Origin of the sequence: Brevibacillus sp. FSL L8-0520, assembly GCF_037963895.1 — a bacterium.
Lineage (GTDB): Bacteria > Bacillota > Bacilli > Brevibacillales > Brevibacillaceae > Brevibacillus > Brevibacillus borstelensis.
Map to the genome: position 1 here is coordinate 1845613 of NZ_CP150171.1, position 21810 is coordinate 1867422.

24 protein-coding genes and 1 other annotated feature are annotated in these 21810 nt (G+C 52.6%); of the genes, 21 read left to right on the top strand and 3 right to left on the bottom strand.

Annotation, left to right across the window (positions count from 1 at the left end; genetic code table 11):
- Positions 1 to 18: 18 nt before the first annotated feature.
- The 7 genes from NSQ24_RS09185 to NSQ24_RS09215 all read left to right on the top strand — a co-directional run bounded on the left by NSQ24_RS09185 (position 19) and on the right by NSQ24_RS09215 (position 7619).
- Positions 19 to 2514: a penicillin-binding transpeptidase domain-containing protein gene (locus NSQ24_RS09185; RefSeq protein ID WP_339167668.1), complete on the top strand. Its 2496-nt coding sequence runs from the start codon at positions 19 to 21 to the stop codon at positions 2512 to 2514.
- Between the two features lie 97 nt (positions 2515 to 2611).
- On the top strand, positions 2612 to 3283 hold the full coding sequence (gene minC / locus NSQ24_RS09190; RefSeq protein ID WP_024983978.1) for a septum site-determining protein MinC: 672 nt from the start codon (positions 2612 to 2614) through the stop codon (positions 3281 to 3283).
- Positions 3284 to 3361: 78 nt separating this feature from the next.
- Positions 3362 to 4156, top strand: a complete 795-nt coding sequence (minD, locus tag NSQ24_RS09195; protein ID WP_003387614.1) for a septum site-determining protein MinD — start codon at positions 3362 to 3364, stop codon at positions 4154 to 4156.
- 124 nt (positions 4157 to 4280) lie between these two features.
- Positions 4281 to 5411: a rod shape-determining protein RodA gene (rodA, locus tag NSQ24_RS09200; RefSeq protein WP_003387613.1), complete on the top strand. Its 1131-nt coding sequence runs from the start codon at positions 4281 to 4283 to the stop codon at positions 5409 to 5411.
- Positions 5412 to 5672: 261 nt separating this feature from the next.
- Entirely contained in the window at positions 5673 to 5873 is a 201-nt protein-coding gene (locus NSQ24_RS09205) for a cold-shock protein (protein ID WP_003387612.1), read from the top strand.
- A gap of 137 nt (positions 5874 to 6010) precedes the next feature.
- Positions 6011 to 6790: a M23 family metallopeptidase gene (locus NSQ24_RS09210; RefSeq protein WP_031932365.1), complete on the top strand. Its 780-nt coding sequence runs from the start codon at positions 6011 to 6013 to the stop codon at positions 6788 to 6790.
- Positions 6783 to 7619, top strand: a complete 837-nt coding sequence (locus tag NSQ24_RS09215) for a M50 family metallopeptidase (protein WP_024983976.1) — start codon at positions 6783 to 6785, stop codon at positions 7617 to 7619. The genes NSQ24_RS09210 and NSQ24_RS09215 overlap by 8 nt, the downstream gene beginning before the upstream one ends.
- Before the next feature lie 25 nt (positions 7620 to 7644).
- Here the strand turns inward: NSQ24_RS09215 and NSQ24_RS09220 are convergent, their stop codons facing one another.
- The gene (locus NSQ24_RS09220; RefSeq protein ID WP_003387609.1) at positions 7645 to 8184 is read right to left on the bottom strand and encodes a GNAT family N-acetyltransferase; all 540 of its coding nucleotides are present in this window, start codon (positions 8182 to 8184) and stop codon (positions 7645 to 7647) included.
- A 230-nt stretch (positions 8185 to 8414) separates the two neighbouring features.
- Here NSQ24_RS09220 and NSQ24_RS09225 point away from each other — a divergent pair, with 230 nt between their 5' ends.
- From NSQ24_RS09225 to NSQ24_RS09255, 7 genes are all read left to right on the top strand, one after another.
- The gene (locus tag NSQ24_RS09225; RefSeq protein ID WP_339167671.1) at positions 8415 to 9917 is read left to right on the top strand and encodes an Rne/Rng family ribonuclease; all 1503 of its coding nucleotides are present in this window, start codon (positions 8415 to 8417) and stop codon (positions 9915 to 9917) included.
- Between the two features lie 51 nt (positions 9918 to 9968).
- Positions 9969 to 10046 (top strand) — a sequence feature (ribosomal protein L21 leader region).
- 10 nt (positions 10047 to 10056) lie between these two features.
- Positions 10057 to 10368 carry a 50S ribosomal protein L21 gene (gene rplU / locus NSQ24_RS09230; RefSeq protein ID WP_003387606.1) on the top strand — a complete coding sequence of 104 codons (312 nt, stop codon included), beginning with the start codon at positions 10057 to 10059 and terminating at the stop codon, positions 10366 to 10368.
- Between the two features lie 10 nt (positions 10369 to 10378).
- Positions 10379 to 10735: a ribosomal-processing cysteine protease Prp gene (locus tag NSQ24_RS09235; protein ID WP_003387604.1), complete on the top strand. Its 357-nt coding sequence runs from the start codon at positions 10379 to 10381 to the stop codon at positions 10733 to 10735.
- Positions 10736 to 10737: 2 nt separating this feature from the next.
- Entirely contained in the window at positions 10738 to 11031 is a 294-nt protein-coding gene (gene rpmA, locus NSQ24_RS09240) for a 50S ribosomal protein L27 (protein WP_003387603.1), read from the top strand.
- Between the two features lie 108 nt (positions 11032 to 11139).
- A complete protein-coding gene (locus NSQ24_RS09245) occupies positions 11140 to 11727 on the top strand; it encodes a Spo0B domain-containing protein (RefSeq protein WP_003387602.1) in 588 nt (195 codons plus the stop codon).
- A gap of 10 nt (positions 11728 to 11737) precedes the next feature.
- Positions 11738 to 13015, top strand: coding sequence for a GTPase ObgE (obgE, locus tag NSQ24_RS09250; RefSeq protein WP_024983973.1), 1278 nt, complete (start codon positions 11738 to 11740; stop codon positions 13013 to 13015).
- A gap of 8 nt (positions 13016 to 13023) precedes the next feature.
- Positions 13024 to 13683: a PilZ domain-containing protein gene (locus NSQ24_RS09255; RefSeq protein WP_003387600.1), complete on the top strand. Its 660-nt coding sequence runs from the start codon at positions 13024 to 13026 to the stop codon at positions 13681 to 13683.
- A gap of 167 nt (positions 13684 to 13850) precedes the next feature.
- On the opposite strand, the gene NSQ24_RS09260 is transcribed toward NSQ24_RS09255, so the two are convergent.
- Entirely contained in the window at positions 13851 to 14003 is a 153-nt protein-coding gene (locus NSQ24_RS09260) for a hypothetical protein (RefSeq protein WP_170208321.1), read from the bottom strand.
- A gap of 185 nt (positions 14004 to 14188) precedes the next feature.
- Between NSQ24_RS09260 and NSQ24_RS09265 the strand changes: the two genes are divergently transcribed.
- Genes NSQ24_RS09265 through pheA form a run of 5 tightly spaced genes read left to right on the top strand, consistent with a single transcriptional unit; the run spans position 14189 to position 18869 of the window.
- On the top strand, positions 14189 to 14632 hold the full coding sequence (locus tag NSQ24_RS09265; protein WP_003387599.1) for an ACT domain-containing protein: 444 nt from the start codon (positions 14189 to 14191) through the stop codon (positions 14630 to 14632).
- Between the two features lie 25 nt (positions 14633 to 14657).
- On the top strand, positions 14658 to 15956 hold the full coding sequence (locus NSQ24_RS09270) for a homoserine dehydrogenase (protein WP_003387598.1): 1299 nt from the start codon (positions 14658 to 14660) through the stop codon (positions 15954 to 15956).
- Between the two features lie 2 nt (positions 15957 to 15958).
- A complete protein-coding gene (gene thrC / locus NSQ24_RS09275; protein ID WP_172920373.1) occupies positions 15959 to 17056 on the top strand; it encodes a threonine synthase in 1098 nt (365 codons plus the stop codon).
- Positions 17056 to 17988: a homoserine kinase gene (gene thrB / locus NSQ24_RS09280; protein ID WP_243014551.1), complete on the top strand. Its 933-nt coding sequence runs from the start codon at positions 17056 to 17058 to the stop codon at positions 17986 to 17988. The genes thrC and thrB overlap by 1 nt, the downstream gene beginning before the upstream one ends.
- Before the next feature lie 20 nt (positions 17989 to 18008).
- On the top strand, positions 18009 to 18869 hold the full coding sequence (pheA, locus tag NSQ24_RS09285; RefSeq protein WP_003387595.1) for a prephenate dehydratase: 861 nt from the start codon (positions 18009 to 18011) through the stop codon (positions 18867 to 18869).
- Between the two features lie 260 nt (positions 18870 to 19129).
- On the opposite strand, the gene NSQ24_RS09290 is transcribed toward pheA, so the two are convergent.
- A complete protein-coding gene (locus NSQ24_RS09290) occupies positions 19130 to 19465 on the bottom strand; it encodes a hypothetical protein (protein WP_339167673.1) in 336 nt (111 codons plus the stop codon).
- A gap of 32 nt (positions 19466 to 19497) precedes the next feature.
- Here NSQ24_RS09290 and NSQ24_RS09295 point away from each other — a divergent pair, with 32 nt between their 5' ends.
- The gene (locus NSQ24_RS09295) at positions 19498 to 20730 is read left to right on the top strand and encodes a hypothetical protein (protein WP_238986204.1); all 1233 of its coding nucleotides are present in this window, start codon (positions 19498 to 19500) and stop codon (positions 20728 to 20730) included.
- A complete protein-coding gene (locus tag NSQ24_RS09300; RefSeq protein WP_003387593.1) occupies positions 20711 to 21769 on the top strand; it encodes a phosphotransferase in 1059 nt (352 codons plus the stop codon). The genes NSQ24_RS09295 and NSQ24_RS09300 overlap by 20 nt, the downstream gene beginning before the upstream one ends.
- Positions 21770 to 21810 lie beyond the last annotated feature (41 nt).

Consider the following 21810-nt stretch of genomic DNA (forward strand, 5'->3'; position numbering starts at 1 on the left):
GAGAGGAGGAGAAGGATCGTGGGTGAAACCCAGGAACAGAAATCGCATATTCCGGTACGGCTAAACATCTTGTTTATCATCGTGTTTCTGCTCTTTGCAGCTGTCATCCTCCGACTGGCCTACGTTCAGCTGGTTGAAGGGGAACAGTACCGGCACGAATTGGAGAAGTTCAGCATTCGAGAGCTGCCTATTCCTGCGCCCCGCGGTCGAATTCTGGATACGAACGGAGCCGTGCTCGTTTCCAATAAACCGGTATACACCGTTACGTATGTGGAAGAGGAAGGAAAGGACATTGATGAGGAACAGGTAGCCGACCGTTTGGCCCGAATCCTGACTGTAGACGCGGAAAAGATGGGCACGGATGAGGAATTGCTGAAAAAAACGATCGAGCTGAATTCCACATTGCCGGTTGCCTTCGGGCCGAAAGAAACGGAAGAGCTGATCAACAAGCTCATTCCCAAGCTTCAAAAGCTGCCAAAGGTAAGCGAAGTGGAAGGAATGTCCGATGTGGATCTGGTAAAAACAGCGCTTTACGTGGGCTTGCGCGTACGATCTCCGTTCACCGATCAGGAGCGGAAGACGGTTCAGAACGCGCTGAAAGCAAAGATGAGTGCTCCAGGACAGTCGTCCGCGTTTGACGGGATGTCGGATACGGAGCTATTGAAGAGCGCCATTGCTGCCAATGTACCGTTGAAGCTGACGCTGGACAAGGACGACCGCAGCGATCTGGTCAAAGAGACAAAATACCAGCTGGAGAAGCTGCCGTCTCCGGCAGAGCTGGGCACGAAATCCGACATGGATTTACTGCGGTATGCTTCGCTGTTTGGCCTGGAAATCAATTTGAAGCTGAATGACCAGCAACGCCAGTTTCAATGGCACAAGCTGTCTCTGTTGAAAGAGATGCGCTCGTCCCACCTGCCAAGCTACATTCCCCGCCGTGTAAAGGTAAATATCACGGACAACGAGCGGTTCAAGATTGAAGAAAGGCTGTCTGAACTGCCGGGAATCTCCGTCGTTCTCGAGCCGGTCCGGGAAATTTTCCGGGATCCCGACGGTACTGGCTTTGCTACGCATATTCTCGGCTACACCAACGCGATCAAGCCGGAACAGCTAAAGGAATACCAGGCACAGGGCTACAATCCATTCGACCGAGTAGGCGTGACGGGTCTGGAGAGCTACTACGAACGCTACTTGCGGGGAAAAGACGGCGTTGAAGAGGTGCACGTCAATAAAAATTCGGAAACCGTGGAGAGAAATCCCCGGCGTCCCGCAGAGCCCGGTGACGATCTCGTTCTGTCGCTGGACTGGCGTTTCCAAAGCAAGGTAGAGGCGATTTTGAAGGAAGAAGTAGAGGCATTCAAGAAAAAACCGAGCACGCCGAAGGAATTCAAGGATGCCCATGTGCTGGTGATGAATCCGAATACAGGCGAAGTGCTGGCGATGGCCAGCTATCCTGATTACGATTTGAACCTTTACTATGACCGGAAAGAGTTCAACAAGAGATACGCGACAGAAATTCTCCCGAATGAATCAAATCGCTTCATTTATGCAGCTTATCCCCCGGCTTCTACGTATAAGCCGCTGTCGGTGATGATTGCGCTGCAGGAAGGGCTGACCACGCCAACTGAATCGATTAACGACCGAGGCGGATTAAAGGTCGGAACGTCGTACAAGCGGAACTGGAAGCCGGGAGGCCATGGGATTGTCAACGCCCGGCGTGCCCTGCAAGTATCAAATAACACGTACATGTACGAAATGGCCATTCGTTTGGCCAATCGGGCGAAGACACACTGGTCCGAGCAATTCTCCATTCTCGATTACTACAATGCCCAATTTGGCTTGGGCGTGAAAACAGGAATCGATCTGCCGGGAGAGCGAAAGGGAGTGGAAAACTCCAACTTGTTCTACGGAAACCTTGCAGACGCCATGATCGGCCAGTACGACCTGTTCACGCCGATGCAAATCGGACAATACGTCTCAACTATTGCCAACGGCGGCTATCGGATGCGTCCTCATCTGGTAAAAGAAATCCGCAGCGGTACGACTGATCCGAAACAACCCGGCCAAACGCTGACTGTAATTGAGCCACAGGTTCTGAACCGGGTGGAAGTCGATCCCAAGTACATTAAAGTGGCGCAAGAAGGGATGCGAATGGTAACCCAGCCGGGAGGTACGGCTTATCGCACGTTTGCAGGCCTGCCGTTTACGGTCGCGGCCAAGACCGGTACCGCACAAACAGGCCAAAGAGCAGAAAACGCCGTTCTCGTCGGCTATGCACCTTATGAAAATCCCCAAGTCGTATTTGTCGTCGTTGCGCCAAACAGCTTGCGTGACGGGACTTCGAGTTCCGATGCTACCGGACCTGTTGCCCGTCGTTTGCTTGAAGCCTATAACGAGTTGAATCCAGGAGTTTTGACTCCGGCACCACCATCTGGAACTGCGACTACTACAACCGAGCGTTCACAAACAACGGCAACGGCAGCTACTGGATCCCAACAGTCTACCACCAGGTAGACGGGCTGCCGGGCTGCCGACCCGATTCGGCATTTTTTTCACGCAGAGCAGGAATCTTTTGTCATCATGGCGAATGGTATCGGTCGAGGTGAAACAGGTGACGACTGCAAAAAGCAAGGTCACGATCAAGGGGACAAAAGAGGGACTCGTTTTTTTCATGGACGATACCTGTTCCTTTGAAGAACTGCTGACCGACTTGCGTGAAAAAATAGAGCACAGCCATCAACAAATCCTGTCAGGCCCGCTTATTCGCGTTTCTCTCAAGCTGGGGAAGCGGTACTGCTCTCCTGAACAGCAGGAGCAGTTGACGGATATCATTCGGCAAAAAGGGAACCTTGTCATCCATACGATCGATGCGGATGTCATTAGCAAAGAAGAAGCGTTTGCCGAGCGCCTCAAATCAACGTTCTCCATTCAGGTGCATACGGTTCGCTCCGGACAGGTGCTGGAGTTTGAAGGAGACCTGCTGCTGTTGGGTGATGTCAATCCCGGTGGTACTGTTCGTGCTACCGGTAACATTTACATTCTGGGCAATCTTCGCGGCTATGTACACGCGGGATTCAAAGGAGATACACAGGCCATCATCGCCGCTGCGGTCATGGCTCCTACCCAACTGAGGATTGCGGATGTCATCAGCAAGCCGGGAGAAGAGTGGGCCAGTAGTTCGGGCGGCACCGAGTTCGCGTACCTGGAAGATGGGACGATGCTAGTAGCCAAGATGAACTATTTGCCCCGCATTCGTCCAGAGCTGGGAGAACGGAAACATTGAGACGACTAGGAGAGAATTTGCCGATTCGGGATACAGATGTGAAATGTGGTACTCGACGTAGTTGAAGGAGGAACGGATGTGGGTATTGGAATTGTCGTAACATCAGGAAAAGGCGGCGTGGGAAAGACGACCACCTCCGCCAATCTGGGAACGGCTCTTGCACTTTTGGGCCAAAAGGTATGCATGGTGGATACCGATATCGGGCTGCGCAACCTGGATGTGGTGATGGGTCTGGAGAACCGGATCATTTACGACTTGGTTGATGTCGCGGAAGGGTCCTGCCGTTTGCAGCAAGCCTTGATCAAAGACAAACGGTTCGAAAATCTGTCCTTGCTGCCGGCTGCACAGACAAAAGACAAATCGGCAGTTTCCCCCGAGCAGATGGAAGAAATTGTAACCCAGCTGAAGCGTGAATTCGATTATGTGGTCATTGATTGTCCGGCAGGCATTGAACAGGGCTTCCGCAATGCGGTCGCCGGGGCTGACCAGGCGATTGTGGTTACCACTCCGGAAAAAGCCGCTGTACGCGATGCGGACCGTATTATTGGGCTTTTGGAGCGGGAAAAAATGGGGATGCCCAAGCTGGTCATCAATCGCGTGCGCCCTCATTTGGTGAAAAATGGCGATATGCTGGATGTGGAAGATATTCTGGATTTGCTAGCCATTGACTTGGTGGGCGTTGTGCCAGATGATGATCATGTCATCAAATCTGCCAACCAAGGTGAGCCGGCGGTTATGAATCATGAGTCGCGTGCTGCCATTGCCTACCGCAACATTGCTCGCCGCCTGCTGGGTGAAGCGGTTCCATTGCAGCCTTTGGAACAAAAAGCAGGGGTGTTTCAAAAAGTCCGGAAATTCTTTGGTTTTAAATAAACCGATGATGGCACATAGATAAAGAACAGGAGCACTCCTGTTCTTTCCTTTCGTCTACACATCATGAACAGAGGCAAAAGCCCCGTCTGTTGACAGGGGAGAAAGGTTTTCTAGGAGGATAACCATGGACCTGGAAAAACGACATTTAAAACAGATAGACTGGGCTATTCTCGTCATTTTGCTTGGCTTGTGCGCATTCAGCTACATCGGGATCAGCGGGTCCGCCAAGGGCGTGGATGCTGCCATGAAACAAGTGCTTTGGTACTCGATCGGCTTTGTTGTCCTCGCCGTTACACTGCTGTTCGATTATCGGCTGTATCATTCTTTGGCATACGTTTTTTATGCGATCGGAATTATTCTGCTGATTGGTGTCTTTGAGACGAAGCCGATCAACAATGCGACCAGCTGGTACAATTTGGGGGTCATCCTATTTCAGCCTTCCGAACCGATGAAATTATTTACGATTCTCGCGGTGGCCAGGCTTTTGGCCAAACATGCGGAAGACAACAATCGGTTCTATTACTTTTATCAGCTCATTCCCGTAGGCTTGATCGTGGCCGTACCTTTGCTGCTCATTCTCGTGCAGCCTGACCTCGGAAGTGCGCTTGTCTACTGCGGAATTCTGGTCACCATGCTGATCGTAGGCGGAATCCGGCTCAAGCACGTCCTGTACTTGGGTACGCTGGTCGTCAGCTTTTTCGGAGCGATGGCGCTTATTTATATGTACAAGCAGCCGCTTTTCTTCAAGATCATCAAGCCATACCAGTGGGACAGGATCGTCTTTTGGCTGGATCCCGATCTGGAAGCGATGGGAAAAGGCTTTCAACTGAAACAGTCATTGATTGCCATCGGTTCCGGTCAATTGCTGGGCAAGGGAGTAAACACGCCGACGCAGGCAAGCTTCGGCTGGGTGCCAGTAGGGGAAAGCGACTTTATTTTCACCGTCATCGCCGAGAAGCTGGGCTTTGTCGGAGCGGGTCTGCTGATGATCCTGTTCTTTTTCCTGATTTACCGGATGATCCGGATCGCCATGGAGGCCAAAGATCCGTTTGGTTCGTACGTCGTCGCGGGCGTTGTAGGCATGCTTACCTTTCAGGTCTTTGAAAACATCGGAATGACGATTCAGCTTATGCCGATTACCGGTCTTCCGTTGCCATTTATCAGCTACGGAGGGAGCTCACTGCTCACGAATTTTCTGATTATGGGAGTCGTGCTCAATATCGGGATGCGCAAAGACAAGCTCAGATTTGATTAAAAAGAGTTGTTCACACACATTTCAAAATGCGTGACAATTTCATCCGAATGTGATACACTCAACCTAAGTTAACCATTTTTACTAGCTGTAGTGATTTGATGGATTGGTTGTGGGTCGTACCTTCGAAGAGAAGACACCACCATGTGGTCAAATCTCGCCAGGGTATGACTTTTTTCCATACTGAAGAAAACTTCTCTGTAAAAACAGGTTAACGGTACACTTTCTCGCCTCATGGGCGCAATGTTTAGGGAGGTTTGTTTCATGCAACAAGGTATCGTAAAATGGTTCAACGCGGAGAAAGGATACGGCTTCATCCAAGTAGAAGGCGGAGATGACGTATTCGTACACTACAGCGCAATCCAGACAGAAGGCTTCAAAACCCTGGAAGAAGGCCAAAAAGTAGAATTCGAAATCGTTCAAGGTAGCCGTGGTCCTCAAGCTGCCAACGTTGCAAAACTGTAAATATTGGCAGATACGAAAAGCAGTCTCTCGTTTGAGGGACTGCTTTTTTGCATGTATATGGACCCTCTGAAGCCTGCGAATATTGCCAGGAGACAAGTCATAAGATGTACCAAAGCTTGGCCTTCGGAGGGATGTACATGTTCGATAAAGTAGATGGTGTGAAAGAGAGAAGACGAGAGCGGGTAGAACGGATTCGCACCCAATCAAGAGACAGCTTCGCCCCGTTTGTGGATGACTGGAAGGACCCGATCGAGACGGATTCCGATTTGTTTCCGACGTCATCCCGCGGAGAAAAAGGAAGCTTTCCCTCGCTGCCGCCACAAGAAAAATGGAGCATGCAGATTGTTGCGTCCCTGCTGTTGATTGGTCTGGCCTATGTTTTGTTTCAATCATCGCTGCTGCCATCTTCCTGGAAAAACCAAGCGCGCGAAGTCATGACGCGCGATTTTAATTTTTCCGGTGTGGCGGGTTGGTACGAGGCCCGGTTTGGCTCCCTGCCGACCCTTTTGCCGTCGTTATCCGGTACAAAAGCCGTTCCCGCAAGCACGCCGCAGACCTTGAACGTCTGGAAATGGTCAGCGGACTGGAGAGTGGCTAAGCCCTTCGACCCGAAAAGCACAAAGGTCATCCTGAGCACCGAAGGGGACGGGAATGTTGTGATGGGAGAGACAGGCTGGGTGACTTTCATCGGCGACAAGCCTGGGTACGGAAAGACAGTGGTTGTTCGGTTGGCGAAGGGGAGGGAGCTTTGGTTTGGCAACATGGAGACGGTCCAGGTAGCGGTCGACGATTTTCTCGGGGCAGGGCAGGTGGTGGGTGTCCCGAGAGCGGTCAATGAAACAGTACGGCATCTGTACGTAGGACTGCAGGTGCAGGAGCAACCGAGCAACCCGCTGGAAGTGATCACCTTTGAATGATTGGCGCCTCTTTGGCATCCGTATTCGCATCCATCTGCTCTTTTGGTTCGTGATCGGCCTTTCAGTGGTCATGGGCTTGTTCACAGAAGTACTCTCTTTATTTATCATTGTCTGCATTCATGAGATGGGACATGTGGCTGTTGCCAGAGAGCTGGGATGGAGGGTTACGGAGGTGCAGTTGCTGCCGTTTGGCGGCGTGGCAACGATGGAAGAGGCGTATGCGACCGATCCCTTGGATGAAATCGTTGTGGCTCTTGCCGGCCCTTTTCTCAATGTCGTTATGATGGCGTTTTCTTGGGGCTGTTGGACACTGGGCCTATGGACAGAGGAGTGGGCCCGCTTTTTTCTGACGAGCAATCTGATCATCGCCGGCTTTAACCTCTTGCCGATCTGGCCTTTGGACGGAGGACGGATACTCCAGGCATTGCTATGCTGGTATCTTCCGTACCGGAAAGCGGCAGTTTCCTCAATAGCGGCAAGCACATTGCTTGCTGCCTTCATGCTGGGAATGGCCAGCCTCTCGCTGCAACTGAATGTTGCCATTGTCGCGGTCTATCTTCTGGCCATCAACATTCAGACATTTTTGCGCTTCCCCTATCAGTTCATCCGTTTCTTGATGGAGAAATACGTCCGCTCTGCAGAAGAGCAGGCTGTGCGTGCTTTGACAGTACCCCCGACCGCGACAGTAATCGAGGTATCCTACTTGTTATGCCGCGGCTATACCCATCTGGTCTACGTCAAAGGGACGGGGCTGTTGCCGGAGCAGCAGCTACTGCATGCGATGCTGTTTGAAAAGAAGCACGACACAGCTGTTGGCAAGCTGCTTTGAGCAAGCGGGCGTTTCTGCCGTCTGATCAGTCTTCTGCACGCCATTCCATCAGCCAGCAATTGCGTTTTTTCCCCTCGTGCCATTCATGCCGGGGAAGCAGCTTCACCTTGCGAAATCCGCACTTCTCGTAGCAGCGGATGGCTCGCCTGTTCCATGCTTGCGGGTCCATGATCACCCGGGTAGCATGCTTTTCCGTGCTGAGCGCTTGCACTACGCTTGAGACGAGACGGCTTCCAAGTCCCTTGTTCCAATACACCGGCTCGCCAATAAACTGGTCCATGCCGTAGATGGCTTCATCGGGGGAGTACCCGTATGCCAGCTTGTCCTGGCTATCGACGGGGTAGTATTGTACGTAGCCGATTGGCTCCTCTCCGAAAAGTACAAGAAAACGGCTGACACCTTCATCGTCTTCCGGAAAAAAATTCGCACGGATCATCGCGTCGTCATGTGGCCGATCCCGCCCTTCATAATAAGTCAGCACACGCTCGTCATTCAGCCACACGCGCAAGTGAACGGCATCTTCCGGGGCAAGCTTGCGAATGCCCAGCTGCCTCTCTTCTCTCATCAGGGGCCCTCCTATTTTGCTGAATGTGATACCATCCTGGACGATCCTCCTTCCCTTTTCATTCCCGCGCAGCTATGCTAGATTACTTCTGAAGGAGCTGTCTTGGACGGATCATGAAAGATTACTCGATCGCTGCATGATTATCCTGCCGGCAAGCCGGAAAGTGTTTTGCTCAAAATGAGCAGGCCGGACGGGGGAATAATCAAGGGCATCGGCAAGGAGGCAGTCTGTTGAAAAGCGCGGGGATCAGTAATGCTGGTGGACAGCTGCGCATAGCGCTCATGAACAAGGGCAAGCTGGTGGAATGGCGAACCCAGGCGGAAGCGAGCGAGGCGCTGTCAGGGGATATTTATTACGGAAAAGTGGCCAAGGTAGTGCCGGGCATTCAATCGGCATTTATCGATATCGGGTATGATCAACAAGCGTTTTTGTATGTGGACGAAGCAGCTCCGATCTCTGGCAAAAAAGCAGGGCGTTCCATTAGTGCCTATGTGCGTGAAGGCGAGTCTCTGCTCGTTCAGGTGATCAAGGAAGGGACGGAAACGAAAGCTCCCCGAGTGACAGCGCGGGTCAGCCTGCAGGGGCGGCTGCTCGTCTATTTGCCGGCGGAAGGACTGGGCGCGGGTGAGGAGCCGGTGTCCGTTTCCCGCAAAATCAGGAACGAACACGCACGGGAGCGGTTGACCACGCTCATGTCCTCGCTTTTGGAAAAGGGGGAGGGCGTGATTGTCCGTACCGAAGCGGCCGAAGCGGATGAAGAGCAGCTCAGGCGGGAATGGGCGTATTTGCGCGGCCGTTGGCGGGACGCTTGGCAAGCGGTGCAAGGCAAGAAGGCCCCGTGCCGTTTATTGCTGGACGACAGTCTCATCGAAGCGGCGCTGCGGGACTTTTTGGCCGATGGCGCAGAGGAAGTGATTGTTGAGGACGCGGCTCTTTTTCGCAAGGTTGGCAAGCTGATGGAAGCCATGTTCCCTGAAGAGCTGCCAAAGCTTCGCTGGCATCGGCAAAAGGAGCCGCTGTTTGCGCAGTGGGGTGTCAGAGAGCAGCTCGCTCTAGCGCTTCAAAGGCAAGTGCCTCTCGCAGGCGGCGGCAATATCGTGATCGACCGGACCGAAGCGCTGACCGTGATTGATGTCAATACCGGAGCTTTTTCGGGCAGAGGCGGACAGCAGCGCGAACAGGCAGTCACCGCGGCGAATCTGGAAGCGGCCGATGAGATTGCCCGCCAGCTTCGCTTGCGGGACATCGGAGGAATGATCATCGTTGATTTTATCAACATGCGCGAGGAAAAAAACCGGGAGCGCGTTTTCAAGGCTTTGGAGAGTGCACTAAAAGCCGATCCGGTACCGGTGTCCGTGCTGGGCATGACGTCCCTCGGTCTGGTGGAGATGACGAGAAAGCGGACGAGAGCAAGTCTGGCTGAACGTTTGACAGAGCCGTGTCCGTGCTGTGAAGGCGGCGGACGCATGCTGAAAATAGAGGAGTGCTTCCGATACCTCAGGGAAGATCTTGAAGCTCTGGCCAAAGTCCAGGATGCGGAGGCTGCTCTCGTGGAGCTGTCCGATCGGCTGTTTGAATACTGGCAGAATGGACAGGCAGACGGATCGGCATGGCCGGTCACTCTGTACGTCCGCAAGGCAGAAGAGCTGTCGGGCGGGCGCTATCGGATTTTATATGCCGGAAGTCGGCAAGAAGCGGAGCGGCTCTGGCTTTCTCATGCGAAAAATTCTTGACTGGGCGAATCACCATATGGTATCCTAGTGGTTGTCATACAGTTATGCCTCGGCATACTGTAACCGCTCGGATCAGGTTCTCAAGTCGCCCTTCGCGGCGCACCTGCACAGGCGAGTCTGAGTATAGGAGGTGCACACAATGTACGCTATTATCGAAACCGGTGGAAAACAGTACAAAGTAGAAGAAGGAGCAGTTCTCTTCATCGAGAAACTGGCTGCTACTGAAGGTGACGTAGTTACTTTCGACAAAGTACTGTTTGTAAGCAAAGACGGCAAGGTTACAGCAGGAGCTCCTACTGTAGCTGGCGCAACGGTAACTGGTAAAGTAGAAAAACACGGTAAAGGCCAAAAAATTATCGTGTACAAATACAAATCCAAGAAAAACTACCGTCGCAAGCAAGGTCACCGTCAACCGTTCACCAAAGTTGTGATCGAAAAGATCAACGCGTAAGTGATCGGCCATGATTGAAGTGATCGTGAATCGAGCGCCGTACGGGATTAAAGAGGTGTGCATTTCCGGACATGCCAATGCGGCTGCCTATGGCTCGGACATTGTATGTTCTGCTGTATCAGCGATCAGTTTTGGCATTTTGAATGCAATTCACCCTCTGCTCGGCATCGTTCCTCAAGTTTCGCAGGCTCCAAAAGACGGCGGGTTTCTCCGCTGGAGCATTTCATCCTTGGAGGATGCAGAGCTCCACGAGAAACAGCAGCTACTGGCGGAGAGCATGGTCATATCCTTGCTGGCGGTTGCGGAGCAGTACGGATCATACGTTTCGGTACAAGATGACAAATGGCAAGGAGGTGCCTCACAATGAAAATGCTGTTTACTGTAGACCTTCAGTTCTTCGCCTCCAAAAAAGGGGTAGGTTCTACCAAGAACGGTCGCGATTCCATCTCCAAGCGCCTTGGCGTGAAACGCGGCGATGGTCAATTCGTAAAAGCCGGTAACATCCTCGTTCGCCAACGTGGTACGAAAATTTACCCAGGTGAAAACGTGATGAAAGGCGGCGACGATACTCTGTTTGCAACAGCAGACGGTGTTGTTCGCTTCAAGCGTCTGGGCCGCGATCGCAAACAAGTGGTGATCGAGCCGGTCGCTTCCCAAGCGTAAATACGGAAACGAAAAACCCAGCCTTGTTGCTGGGTTTTCTTTATGTCTACGTTTTCATGTGTTACAATAGGTACAAGAAAGAAATTCTTATCGGTTTGGGTGGGAAAAATGATAGACGAGCGGAAGCTGTTTACAGAGCAAACAGACGAACTGCTGACCGTATTAAATCGGCAGCGTCATGACTGGCTGAATCATGTTCAGGTACTGCTTGGCTATCTGCGTTTGGGCCGCCCTGAGGAAGGGGAAGCATACCTGAAGCGCGTCTCTGAACTCGCGATGCAGGAAAGTATGCTGGCCCGGCTAAACAGCTCGATGTTGTCCGTCTTCTTCTTGACCTTTAACGCGCTGAACAAAGACATGCTCATGGAAGTGGACGTGTGCAGCCATGTAGATTTGGCGTTGACGGTCCTGGATGAAAAGGCTTTGTTTGACACGGTGTCAGGTATTGTATGTACAGTGAATAAGCATTTGGAAAAAAATATGTTCGAACCAGCCAGCATGCAAATATCCTTGTTTAAAGGCGAGCGGGGGATTCACTTCCGGTTCGATCTGGCAGGGAAAATTCGTGCATCCGGAATGGTCGAACTGGAAAAACTGGTACGTGAAGGAATGCAGGGCCCGGTGATCGTCACCGAATGGATACATACAGATGAGGATTGGATACTGGAGCTGGTAGTTCCGGTTGCGGAAGGATAGAGGTGACATCATGTTTGTCGATCAAGCGAAAGTGTTTGTAAAAGGGGGGGACGGTGGAAACGGAGCCGTCTCTTTCCGCCGGGAAAAATACGTGCCGCTCGGCGGACCGGCTGGCGGTGATGGAGGGCGTGGCGGTGACGTCGTCTTTGTCGTTGACGAAGGACTGCGTACACTGGTCGATTTCAAATACCAGCGGCATTTCAAGGCGCCGCGCGGCGAGCATGGCCGCAACAAGGCGCAGCATGGAGCTGGTGCCGAGGATTTGATCGTCCGTGTACCCCCGGGAACAACGGTGGTGGACGATGATACGGGAGAGGTCATTGCGGATCTGGTGGAGCACGGCCAAAGGGCTGTAATCGCCAAAGGAGGACGTGGAGGCCGCGGAAACATGCGTTTTTCTACGCCAGCCAATCCGGCACCGCATATCTCCGAAAACGGCGAACCGGGACAGGAACGCTACATTACGCTGGAACTAAAGGTAATGGCCGATGTCGGGCTGGTTGGGTACCCTTCTGTAGGGAAATCCACCCTGCTTTCTTCTGTGACGGCAGCGAAACCGAAAATTGCCGAATATCACTTCACGACCATTACGCCCAATTTGGGTGTCGTGGACTTGGGTGAACGCAGCTTTGTCATGGCCGATTTGCCCGGTCTGATTGAAGGAGCCCACCAGGGTGTGGGACTAGGCCATCAATTCCTGCGGCATGTCGAGCGTACCCGATTGATCGTTCATGTCATTGACATGGCCGGAGTGGACGGCAGGGACCCTTATGAGGATTACATTCAGATCAACAAGGAATTAAAGCTGTACAACCTGCGGCTGGAAGAGCGTCATCAGATCGTCGCAGCGAACAAGATGGATTTGCCAGAGGCAAAGGAAAACCTGAAGCGCTTCAAGGAAAAACTTCCTGATGTGACAGTTTTCGAAATCTCGGCAGCCACTCGTCAAGGCGTTCGGGAATTGATGTACGCCGTGGCGGACTTGCTGGATACGCTGCCGGACAAGCTGACAGTCGAAGAGGTGGCAGAGGTCGAGGAGCGCGTCGTATTTCGTGCCGAGAAAGAACCTGATCCATTCTTCATTACCAAGGAAGAAGACGTATTTGTGGTCAGTGGAGAGAAAATCGAAAAGCTGGTGCGCATGACGAACCTGAACAGCTATGATTCGGTCCAGCGTTTTGCCCGCATGATGCGGAATATGGGTGTTGATGACGCTTTGCGCAAGCATGGGGCGCGGGATAAAGATACCGTTCGGATCGGAGATTTTGAGTTTGAATTCGTGGAGTGATGAATGGTATGGCTGACGTAGTTTCCCTGGCGTCTTTTCTCGCTGACAATCGATTGCATCGCGGTGCCGTCCTGCAGATGATCCTTGCCAAGCAGCCGCAAGGGTCTCTGACAGTGATGGTCGAGCACGTTCAAGCAGGATACCTTATTGTGTCTTATTCGCAGGAAAAAGAGCAGCGCCCGCCGCTTGTCGGCTCCCGGGTTCGACTGCGCTGGGAAACAGATGCGACCGTTACTTCGCTGGATCTGGAAGTCATTCAGGAAGAGACAATCTGGCCGGTGAAAATGGCTCGACTGCTTCCGGTCGGGATTGAAATTTCCACAAAAGGTGAATTGAAATTACTCCAGCCCAACGTTACGGTAAAGATTCCGTATAAAGTAATGGGGGCCCGCCCTATCGAAGAGAAGGCAGAAGGGGTTCTGCTATACTTCTCACCTACCAGGCTCGTCATGAGTACGGAAGGATATGTCGCGGTCGGGGAGTTTCTGCACCTCTCCTTTGAGATCCCCTCGGTCAAGCAGGAGCTGGTGGCGATGGCCAAAGTCGTGGAAAAAACGTTTCAAGATGGAAAAGCCGTCGTGAAGCTGATCTTTACCGATATCGATGAAAAATACCACAAGGTCATTCGCGATTACTATCACCAACTGGCACAAACCGCTTCCTCCTGAGGAGCGGTATTTTTTTGAGCCGAAACCAAAGGGAATTACGCGTATAGCGGTCCTTTGTACATTTAGCCGCAGAGTCTTGCAAACCGTCATAGTGAAGAGAAAAGTATGCCCGGGACAAGGGCATACTTTTTTTGCGTTTAGATGATTTCGCTCAAGCGCTGTCTGTACTATCCATTGCCGCTCGGATCTTCTGTAATATGCGGCGATTGCGCCATCTTTTTCCCACGGAGGTTATCCCCGAATTGATCCAAGGAGCTTGGCTTGCCAGCGGGGTGGTTATTGCGACGTTCCGACTTGTCCGTTTTGCCTCGTCCTGCCATCCTGCTTCACCTCGCTTCGTACGTGATCCGTTTTAGTCTGCGCCAAGGGGCTAGTCTGCATGTACCTGTGAACCCGAGAACCGCTGGAATGAGAAAAATGTCGGATAAGGATTGTCAGATCAAAAGATATGGGCTATAATGTCCTCTATGTAAAAACAACTGTTTTTCTCAGGAGGACATAGCAAGTGAAGCGGGAAGAAAAGTTCTATCTGATACGGTCGGACATCCTGCCCGAGTCAATCGCCAAGACGATTGAAGCGAAAAAATTGCTGGATTCTGGCGAAGTCGATACGGTCAATGAGGCAGTAGAACGGGTCGGACTGAGCCGGAGCGCCTTTTACAAGTACAAGGACAGTATTTTTCCGTTCAACGCGATGATGAGTGAAAAAATTATGACGATCACCTTCGCGTTGGAGCACCGATCCGGCTTATTGTCAAAAGTCCTGCAATTCGTCGCAGACTTGGGCGGCAATGTACTGACGATTAACCAAACGATTCCGCTGCAGGGAATTGCCAATATCACCTTGTCCGTCGATATGGCGAACCTGAAGGTGCCGAGCACAGAGTTTCTGGAAGGGTTGCAAGAGATAAACGGCGTGCGAAGAGCGATGATTGTAGGTCGCGGATAAGTCGCCGAATTTGGGAGGAGTTCACATGGAGAAGCAAACGGTACGCGTAGGATTGATGGGGTTTGGAACGGTTGGAACAGGGGTAGTCCGGATTATTCAAGCCCACCAGGAGGATCTGCAAAAGCAGACTGGGCTTGGCATTGAAATCAGCAAAATTCTCGTGCAGAATGCGGAAAAATCCCGCAGCATCCCTTCGATGGAAAAAATCGTTACCACCGATGTTCACGATATATTGGATGACGAAGGCATTGATGTCGTGGTGGAAGTCATTGGCGGCATCTCGCAGGCTAAAGATTACATATTGGCTGCATTGGATCGTGGCAAGCACGTGGTCACGGCCAATAAGGATTTGATGGCGCTGCACGGAGGGGAAATCCTGCAAAAGGCTGAGGAAAAAGGCTGTGATGTCTTTTACGAAGCAAGCGTCGCGGGCGGCATTCCAATCTTGCGCGCATTGGTGGAAGGCTTCTCATCCGACCGAATTACCAAAATGATGGGAATTGTAAATGGAACGACGAATTACATCCTGAGCAAAATGAGCCAGGAAGGGGCCGATTACGCGGAAGTGCTCAAGGAGGCCCAAGCTTTGGGCTATGCGGAAGCAGACCCCACCTCCGATGTGGAAGGCTTTGACGCCGCCCGTAAAATGGCGATTTTGGCAACGCTCGGCTTCCGCGTTCCGATGAAGCTCGAAGACGTAGATGTAAAAGGGATCAGCCGCGTATCCAAAGAGGACATCGCCTACGGAAAAAAACTCGGCTACGAGGTGAAATTGCTCGGTTTGGCCCGTCGCGACGGAGAAGCCATCGAAGTAAGCGTACAGCCTACCATGGTGGCCAAAAGTCATCCGCTGGCATCGGTAAACGGTGTGTTCAACGCGGTTTACGTGCACGGGGAAGCGGTAGGCGAGACGATGTTTTACGGACCGGGTGCAGGCGAGCTGCCGACGGCAACAGCGGTAGTTTCCGACCTCGTGACAGTGGTGAAGAACATGAAGCTCGGCGTAAACGGCCGCGGCATGGTAGCTCCATACAAGGAGAAAATCCTGAAGGAAGACAGTCAAAAGCTGTCCAAGTACTTCCTCCGCATGGTAGTGGCAGACAAGCGGGGTGTACTTGCTCAGATCACACAGCTTTTAGCGGAGAAAAATATATCTCTCGAGCAAGTCGTTCAGCAGCCGTACAACAACGGTCAGCAGGCTGAAATCATCCTGGTGACTCACTCGGCGGCCAAAGGCGACATGGACGCGGTACTCACCTACATGGAAGAAATGGACATCGTTCATGAAATCAAAAGCTGCTACCGGGTAGAGGGAGGAGAATAAACATGGACCAGGCACCATCACCGAACATGATCAAACGGCACACCGGCATCCTGGAGAGGTACCGCAGCTTTTTGCCAGTGACGGAAAACACCCCGCTGATCAGTCTTCACGAGGGAAGCACGCCGCTCATTCATGCACCGAACCTGAGCGAGAGACTGGCCGTTGAGCTTCACTTTAAGTATGAAGGTCTCAATCCTACAGGCTCATTCAAGGATCGGGGCATGGTCATGGCAGTAGCCAAGGCTGTAGAAGAAGGCAGCCGCACCATCATGTGTGCTTCCACGGGAAATACGTCTGCCGCTGCCGCTGCTTATGCAGCCCGCGCTGGACTTCGCTGCATCGTATTGATACCAAATGGCAATATCGCCCTCGGAAAGCTGGCTCAGGCCATCGCGTATGGGGCGGAGGTTATCGCGATCGACGGCAACTTTGACGAAGCTCTGCAAATCGTCCGCGAAATTACCGCGTCAGAGCCGATTACGCTGGTGAACTCCGTCAATCCGTACCGGATCGAAGGACAAAAAACCGCGGCGTTTGAAATATGCGACGCGTTGGGAAAAGCGCCGGACATTCTCGCTATCCCTGTCGGGAATGCAGGAAATATAACCGCCTACTGGAAAGGCTTCAAAGAATATCGTGATTTCGGCTTGATCGACAGCCTGCCAAACATGTACGGTTTTCAAGCGGCCGGAGCGGCTCCGCTCGTACTGGGGGAAACCGTATCCAATCCGGAAACCATCGCTACGGCCATCCGTATCGGCAACCCGGCGAGCAAGGAAGGAGCGCTGCAGGCCGTTTCCGAGTCAAACGGTCTGGTGGACAGCGTGACGGACGACGAGATTCTGGAAGCGTACCAAATGCTGGCCAAGCATGAAGGCATCTTTTGCGAACCGGCTTCGGCTGCGTCGCTCGCGGGTATCATCAAGCTGCGCAGGCAAGGGAAGCTGTCGGATGGCGCACAGATTGCCTGTGTCTTGACCGGAAACGGTTTGAAGGATCCCAACATTGCTTTGAAGCTGGTCGGCGAAGAGCCCCGGTCGATCCCGGCCACCCGTGAAGCGGTGATGTCGTTCATTGCCGAGAAAGCAGGGATGGCATGATGGAAAGTCGTTCGCAAGTTCGGGTGAATGTACCCGCGAGTACGGCCAATATGGGCCCAGGCTTTGATACGATCGGCATGGCCTTTCAATTGTACTCCTCGGTGGAAATGGCGGTAGCCGAAACGACCGCAATCGAACTGATCGGACCTGAAATGCAAGGGCTGCCTGCCGACAAGAGCAATCTGCTGTATGAAGTAGCTGCCGGGCTGTTTCGCGAAGCAGGACAGTCCGCCCCGGAGCTGTATATCCGGGCCGCGAGCGATGCTCCGTTGACCAGGGGCTTAGGGAGCAGTGCGGCAGCCATCGCTGGTGCACTGGTGGCTGCCAATCACCTTTTAGGCGAGCCGTATACGCGTGACGAGCTGTTCCGGATGGGGACTTTGCTGGAGGGACACCCGGACAATATAGGGGCGTCTTTGTTTGGCGGAGTGGTAGTTGCTACCATGCCTGAAGAGAAGCATCAAGCCATTCCGTATGTTCGTCTCGATCCGCCCGACGAGCTCAAAACGTTGGCGATCATCCCGGATTTTCCGCTCTCCACGGAAAAAGCGCGAAATGTCCTACCCCAGATGTACAGCAAGCAGGATGTCATATATAATGTTGGTCATAGCAGTTTGCTTGTGGCCGCATTGGCGCAAGGCAGACTTGACCTGTTGAGCCAGGCGATGAAGGATCGGATGCATCAGCCGTATCGCGCCGAACTGGTACCCGGCTTGTCTGAAATACTGGAAGGAGCGGCTGAAAGCGGTGCTCTGGGTGCTACTCTTAGCGGTGCCGGCCCCACTATCCTCTGCTTTTATCAAACAGAGGAGGATTTGCACAACCTCAGCGGATTTATAGAATCTGTCATGAGCAAACATGGCGTTTCTTATCGAGCGATGCAGCTGAAACCGGATAAGCATGGCGCACAGGTGGTATTCGAAGAGAGATAAATACGGATAGGAGTACTGCCATGGAGAAGAAACTTGCTTTTCTTGGGCCGCACGGAACCTTCAGCGAGGAAGCCGCGTTGGCATTGACCGCCGGGCTGCAGATTCAACGTCTGCCGTATCCAAGCATTATTGACGTGATCGTCGCTGTTGACAAAGGCGAAGTCGACTACGGTGTCGTTCCGATTGAAAACACGATTGAGGGCACCGTGAATACAGCATTGGACTGGTTGATTCACGAAGTGGACCTGCCGATCATGGGGGAGCTGGCGCTGCCTATTTCCCAGCATCTATTGGTAGCCAAGCGGGAAGAGCAGCTGGAATTGTCCGCAATTGAACGAATATTGTCACACCCGCATGCGATCGCCCAATGCCATAATTTTATTCGGGAGCATCTGCCCCAGGCTGTGATCGAGTATACGAACAGCACGGCAAAAGCTGCGCAGACTGTCAGTGAGCATCCGGAAGAGCCATGGGCTGCGATTGGAACCCGTTTAAATCCGGAAATTTACCCACTTTCTTTCGCGTGGCAGGAGATTCAAGACTATTCCAACAACTATACCCGATTCCTGCTCATCGGCAAAGAGCCGTTGGATCTGCCCTCCTCCTCCAAAGAGAAGACTACCATCCTGGTGACACTGCCAGAGGATTTTCCCGGAGCGCTTTATCAGGTTTTGGCTGCCTTTGCGTGGCGCAAGATCAACTTGTCAAAGATTGAATCGCGTCCGACGAAAAAAGGGTTGGGCAGCTACTATTTTGTAATCGATATCGAACAAAAAATGGATGATGTGCTGCTGCCTGGAGCCTTTGCAGAAATTGAGGCGCTGGGCTGTCAAGTCAGACAGCTTGGCACGTATCCGTTTTACATGTACAAAGCCACCTGAGCAGGTGGCTTTTTTATTGTCCAAAAACCGGGTGACAAAGATGGGCGTCAACCCTTTTTTAACCGGGTGAGCAAAACGCCCATGGGTGCATACCATGGTAGGGAGTTTCCGAGAAGGAGGAGAAACAGTGAGAATCCATGTAGTTCAAAAAGGCGATACCATGTGGAAAATCGCAAAAAAATATGGAGTGGACTTTAAAGAACTGCTTCGCCTGAACAGTCAAATTAAAAATCCCGATCTCATCTACCCCGGCTTGAGGGTTAAAATTCCGTCAATGGGGATTCCAGTCCGTCCGCAGCAAAGCAGACCATTTTCATCAAGTGAATCTCCTCAGGCAAGTGAAAGTCAAATCTTTGGGGAAACGGAATCTCCCCGGGTAAAAGAGCGCCCGATCCAGCAGCCAGCCGAATCTCCCCTGGTAAAGGAACGGCCAATCCAAGAGCAAAAGGAGGCTCCGCTGCCGCAGCCGGAACCACAGCCAGCACCGCAGCCAGCACCACAGCCAGCACCGCAGCCAGCACCGCAGCCAGCGCCGCAACCAGCGCCGCAACCAGCACCGCAGCCGGTGCCGGAAGTGCCGGAGCGGATTGAGACACGCCCGATGGAGCCCTCGGAGGAAGAGCCGGAGATGGAAGAGGATATACCTGAGGACATTGATATTGAATCGGAAGAAGACTTTGACAGGGAAGAAAGCATGGAGATCGAATCCGAGATCGAAACACCTCAGGCACTCCCCTTTATCCCAGATAATAATATGCCACCTGCCCTCCCGCCACTGCCGCCTGCACAGCCTCGTCCGCCGCAGCGAGTCTCACCATTGGCCGAAGCTCCTGTCCTTCCACGTCCGATCATGCCGCCTACGCCGAAAAAGACCAGTCCACTGCCAACACCTAGGCCGAAGACGCAGGTAAGCCCGCTGCAGCAGCCCGAGCCGAAGACACAAGTGAGTCCGCTGCAGCAGCCGGAGCCGAAGACACAAGTGAGTCCGCTGCAACCGCCGCTGCCGAGGACACAAGCAAGTCCATTGCAGCCGCCGCTGCCGAAGACACAGGTAAGACCAGTGCAGCCGCCAATGCCGAGGACACAAGTCAGCCCGCTGCAGCCGACCGTGCCGCCGACACTAAAAGGCCAACAGCAGCCGTTCCGTCCCACTCCAAGAAGACCAATGCAACCGCCAACCCAGGTGAGCCCAGCGATACCGCAGCAGCCTTACTACCCATATCAGCCGCCGCAGCCTTACCATGATTTTGTGAGACCATGCCCGCCGTGCGGCCAGCCACCGATTATCCCAATGCCGCAAGTGCAGGCAGAGGTACTCCCGGAAATGATGCCGTTTTGTCCACCCATGCCGTATCCGAATATGATGCCGCCAATGATCCCGCATGTAATGCCAGACTTTATGCCGAATATGATGCCAGATGCGATGCCAGACTTTATGCCGAATATGATGCCAAATGCGATGCCAGACTTTATGCCGAATATGATGCCACATACGATGCCGGACTTCATGCCGAATATGATGCCACACGCAATGCCGGACTTTATGCCGGACCACTTGCCGAACATGATGCCGCCTGCTTACCCTTATTATCACTCGCCAGAGGAACCGTATGGAAGTTATCCCCGTTCTCGTAAACAGAGAAGAAGAAGAACGTATGTTGAATCCTCTTCCAGCTCATCTGGTCACAGAAGACGCAGGGGGGAGAGTCATCACATAACGCCCGATTCCGATGATTGCGGCCGCGGATACCAGCATATAGCTTACCAAGAGTCATATCCAGATTCCAAAGAGAAGCCGGCTCTCCCAGCACCGGAAGTGTGGCCTGATTGGGAAACGGGATATGACGAATCTTCTTCCTGATTCCCCGGACATGAACAAATCCATTGTTCCGTCTCTTGAAAAAGCATTCCGCTGCCGTATTTACGGGGTAAAACCTCGTCGGAACGTGAATTACCTGAAAACGGATCGGGGCCATTGGATTTTGAAAGGGTATAAACAGCGAGAGAAAGCAGAGTGGGTGACAAAGCTTTCAGAGATACTCCGGGATAAAGGATTTACCCATACCGTTAAGTACGTGTCTGACTATGAGGGAGAAAAGATTTTTCCCTTTCAGGGGAAGTACTATACGATTATGAATATGATCGATGGACGTGAATCGGATAACGCTTCTCTTTCCGATGTCAAGAGAGCGGCGATGACCCTCGCCAGATTTCACCAGGCCGCTCGTGATTTTCCGCTGGCGGAGCCATTTCCGTTTGATGGAAAGCCAGCGCTGATCGATAAATGGGAAAGCAGACTGGAGCATTTCGAAAAGATCACCTGGCATATCGAGCAGAAAGAACCGCAAAATCGGCTCGAACAGCTGATTTCAGAAATGGCGGAAGATGCAATTCGCGAAGGGCGAGGCACTCTCCAGGCTGCTTACAAATTGCCGCTGACAGCGGAGCTCTACGCGTCTATGGAACAAGGCACGCTAGCACACCGGGATGTGGCCAGCCACAATTTTTTGCTGACTCCCCGCGGCAGCTGCTACTTAATCGACCTCGATACAGTCGGGCAGGATATGCAGCTTGTTGACCTCGTCCAATTCATGGGGAGAATGCTGCTTCTTCAAGAATACCGAATGTCTTCCTTTATTGAAGCGATTGAGGCCTACTGCCGCATTCAGTATTTGAGCGACACGCAAATCTGGATGATCCACCAGCTGCTCGGTTACCCGGACAACTTGCTGCGTGAAGTAACGGGTGTTTACGGCAATCGCCCAGGTTATCATGTACGAGGAGTACTGCAGTTGGTACAGATGGAAGCCAGACTCCGCGAGGCGCGTCAAAGCTTCCTGCAATCGGGGGAACATCTCTTCCGTCATTCTCCATGGGGGGAGTATCATTTTGTCGGGTAAAGAAAAAAGCTGATGGTCTATGCCATCAGCTTTTTTCATGT

Excerpts from the sequence above, each read along its gene's own strand:
- rodA (WP_003387613.1), top strand. The coding sequence starts at position 4,281 with ATGGACCTGGAAAAACGACATTTAAAACAGATAGACTGGGCTATTCTC.
- NSQ24_RS09205 (WP_003387612.1), top strand. The coding sequence starts at position 5,673 with ATGCAACAAGGTATCGTAAAATGGTTCAACGCGGAGAAAGGATACGGC.
- NSQ24_RS09210 (WP_031932365.1), top strand. The coding sequence starts at position 6,011 with ATGTTCGATAAAGTAGATGGTGTGAAAGAGAGAAGACGAGAGCGGGTA.
- NSQ24_RS09220 (WP_003387609.1), bottom strand. The coding sequence starts at position 8,184 with ATGAGAGAAGAGAGGCAGCTGGGCATTCGCAAGCTTGCCCCGGAAGAT.
- rplU (WP_003387606.1), top strand. The coding sequence starts at position 10,057 with ATGTACGCTATTATCGAAACCGGTGGAAAACAGTACAAAGTAGAAGAA.
- NSQ24_RS09235 (WP_003387604.1), top strand. The coding sequence starts at position 10,379 with ATGATTGAAGTGATCGTGAATCGAGCGCCGTACGGGATTAAAGAGGTG.
- rpmA (WP_003387603.1), top strand. The coding sequence starts at position 10,738 with ATGCTGTTTACTGTAGACCTTCAGTTCTTCGCCTCCAAAAAAGGGGTA.
- NSQ24_RS09245 (WP_003387602.1), top strand. The coding sequence starts at position 11,140 with ATGATAGACGAGCGGAAGCTGTTTACAGAGCAAACAGACGAACTGCTG.
- obgE (WP_024983973.1), top strand. The coding sequence starts at position 11,738 with ATGTTTGTCGATCAAGCGAAAGTGTTTGTAAAAGGGGGGGACGGTGGA.
- NSQ24_RS09255 (WP_003387600.1), top strand. The coding sequence starts at position 13,024 with ATGGCTGACGTAGTTTCCCTGGCGTCTTTTCTCGCTGACAATCGATTG.
- NSQ24_RS09260 (WP_170208321.1), bottom strand. The coding sequence starts at position 14,003 with ATGGCAGGACGAGGCAAAACGGACAAGTCGGAACGTCGCAATAACCAC.
- NSQ24_RS09270 (WP_003387598.1), top strand. The coding sequence starts at position 14,658 with ATGGAGAAGCAAACGGTACGCGTAGGATTGATGGGGTTTGGAACGGTT.
- thrC (WP_172920373.1), top strand. The coding sequence starts at position 15,959 with ATGGACCAGGCACCATCACCGAACATGATCAAACGGCACACCGGCATC.
- thrB (WP_243014551.1), top strand. The coding sequence starts at position 17,056 with ATGGAAAGTCGTTCGCAAGTTCGGGTGAATGTACCCGCGAGTACGGCC.
- pheA (WP_003387595.1), top strand. The coding sequence starts at position 18,009 with ATGGAGAAGAAACTTGCTTTTCTTGGGCCGCACGGAACCTTCAGCGAG.
- NSQ24_RS09295 (WP_238986204.1), top strand. The coding sequence starts at position 19,498 with ATGGAAGAGGATATACCTGAGGACATTGATATTGAATCGGAAGAAGAC.
- NSQ24_RS09300 (WP_003387593.1), top strand. The coding sequence starts at position 20,711 with ATGACGAATCTTCTTCCTGATTCCCCGGACATGAACAAATCCATTGTT.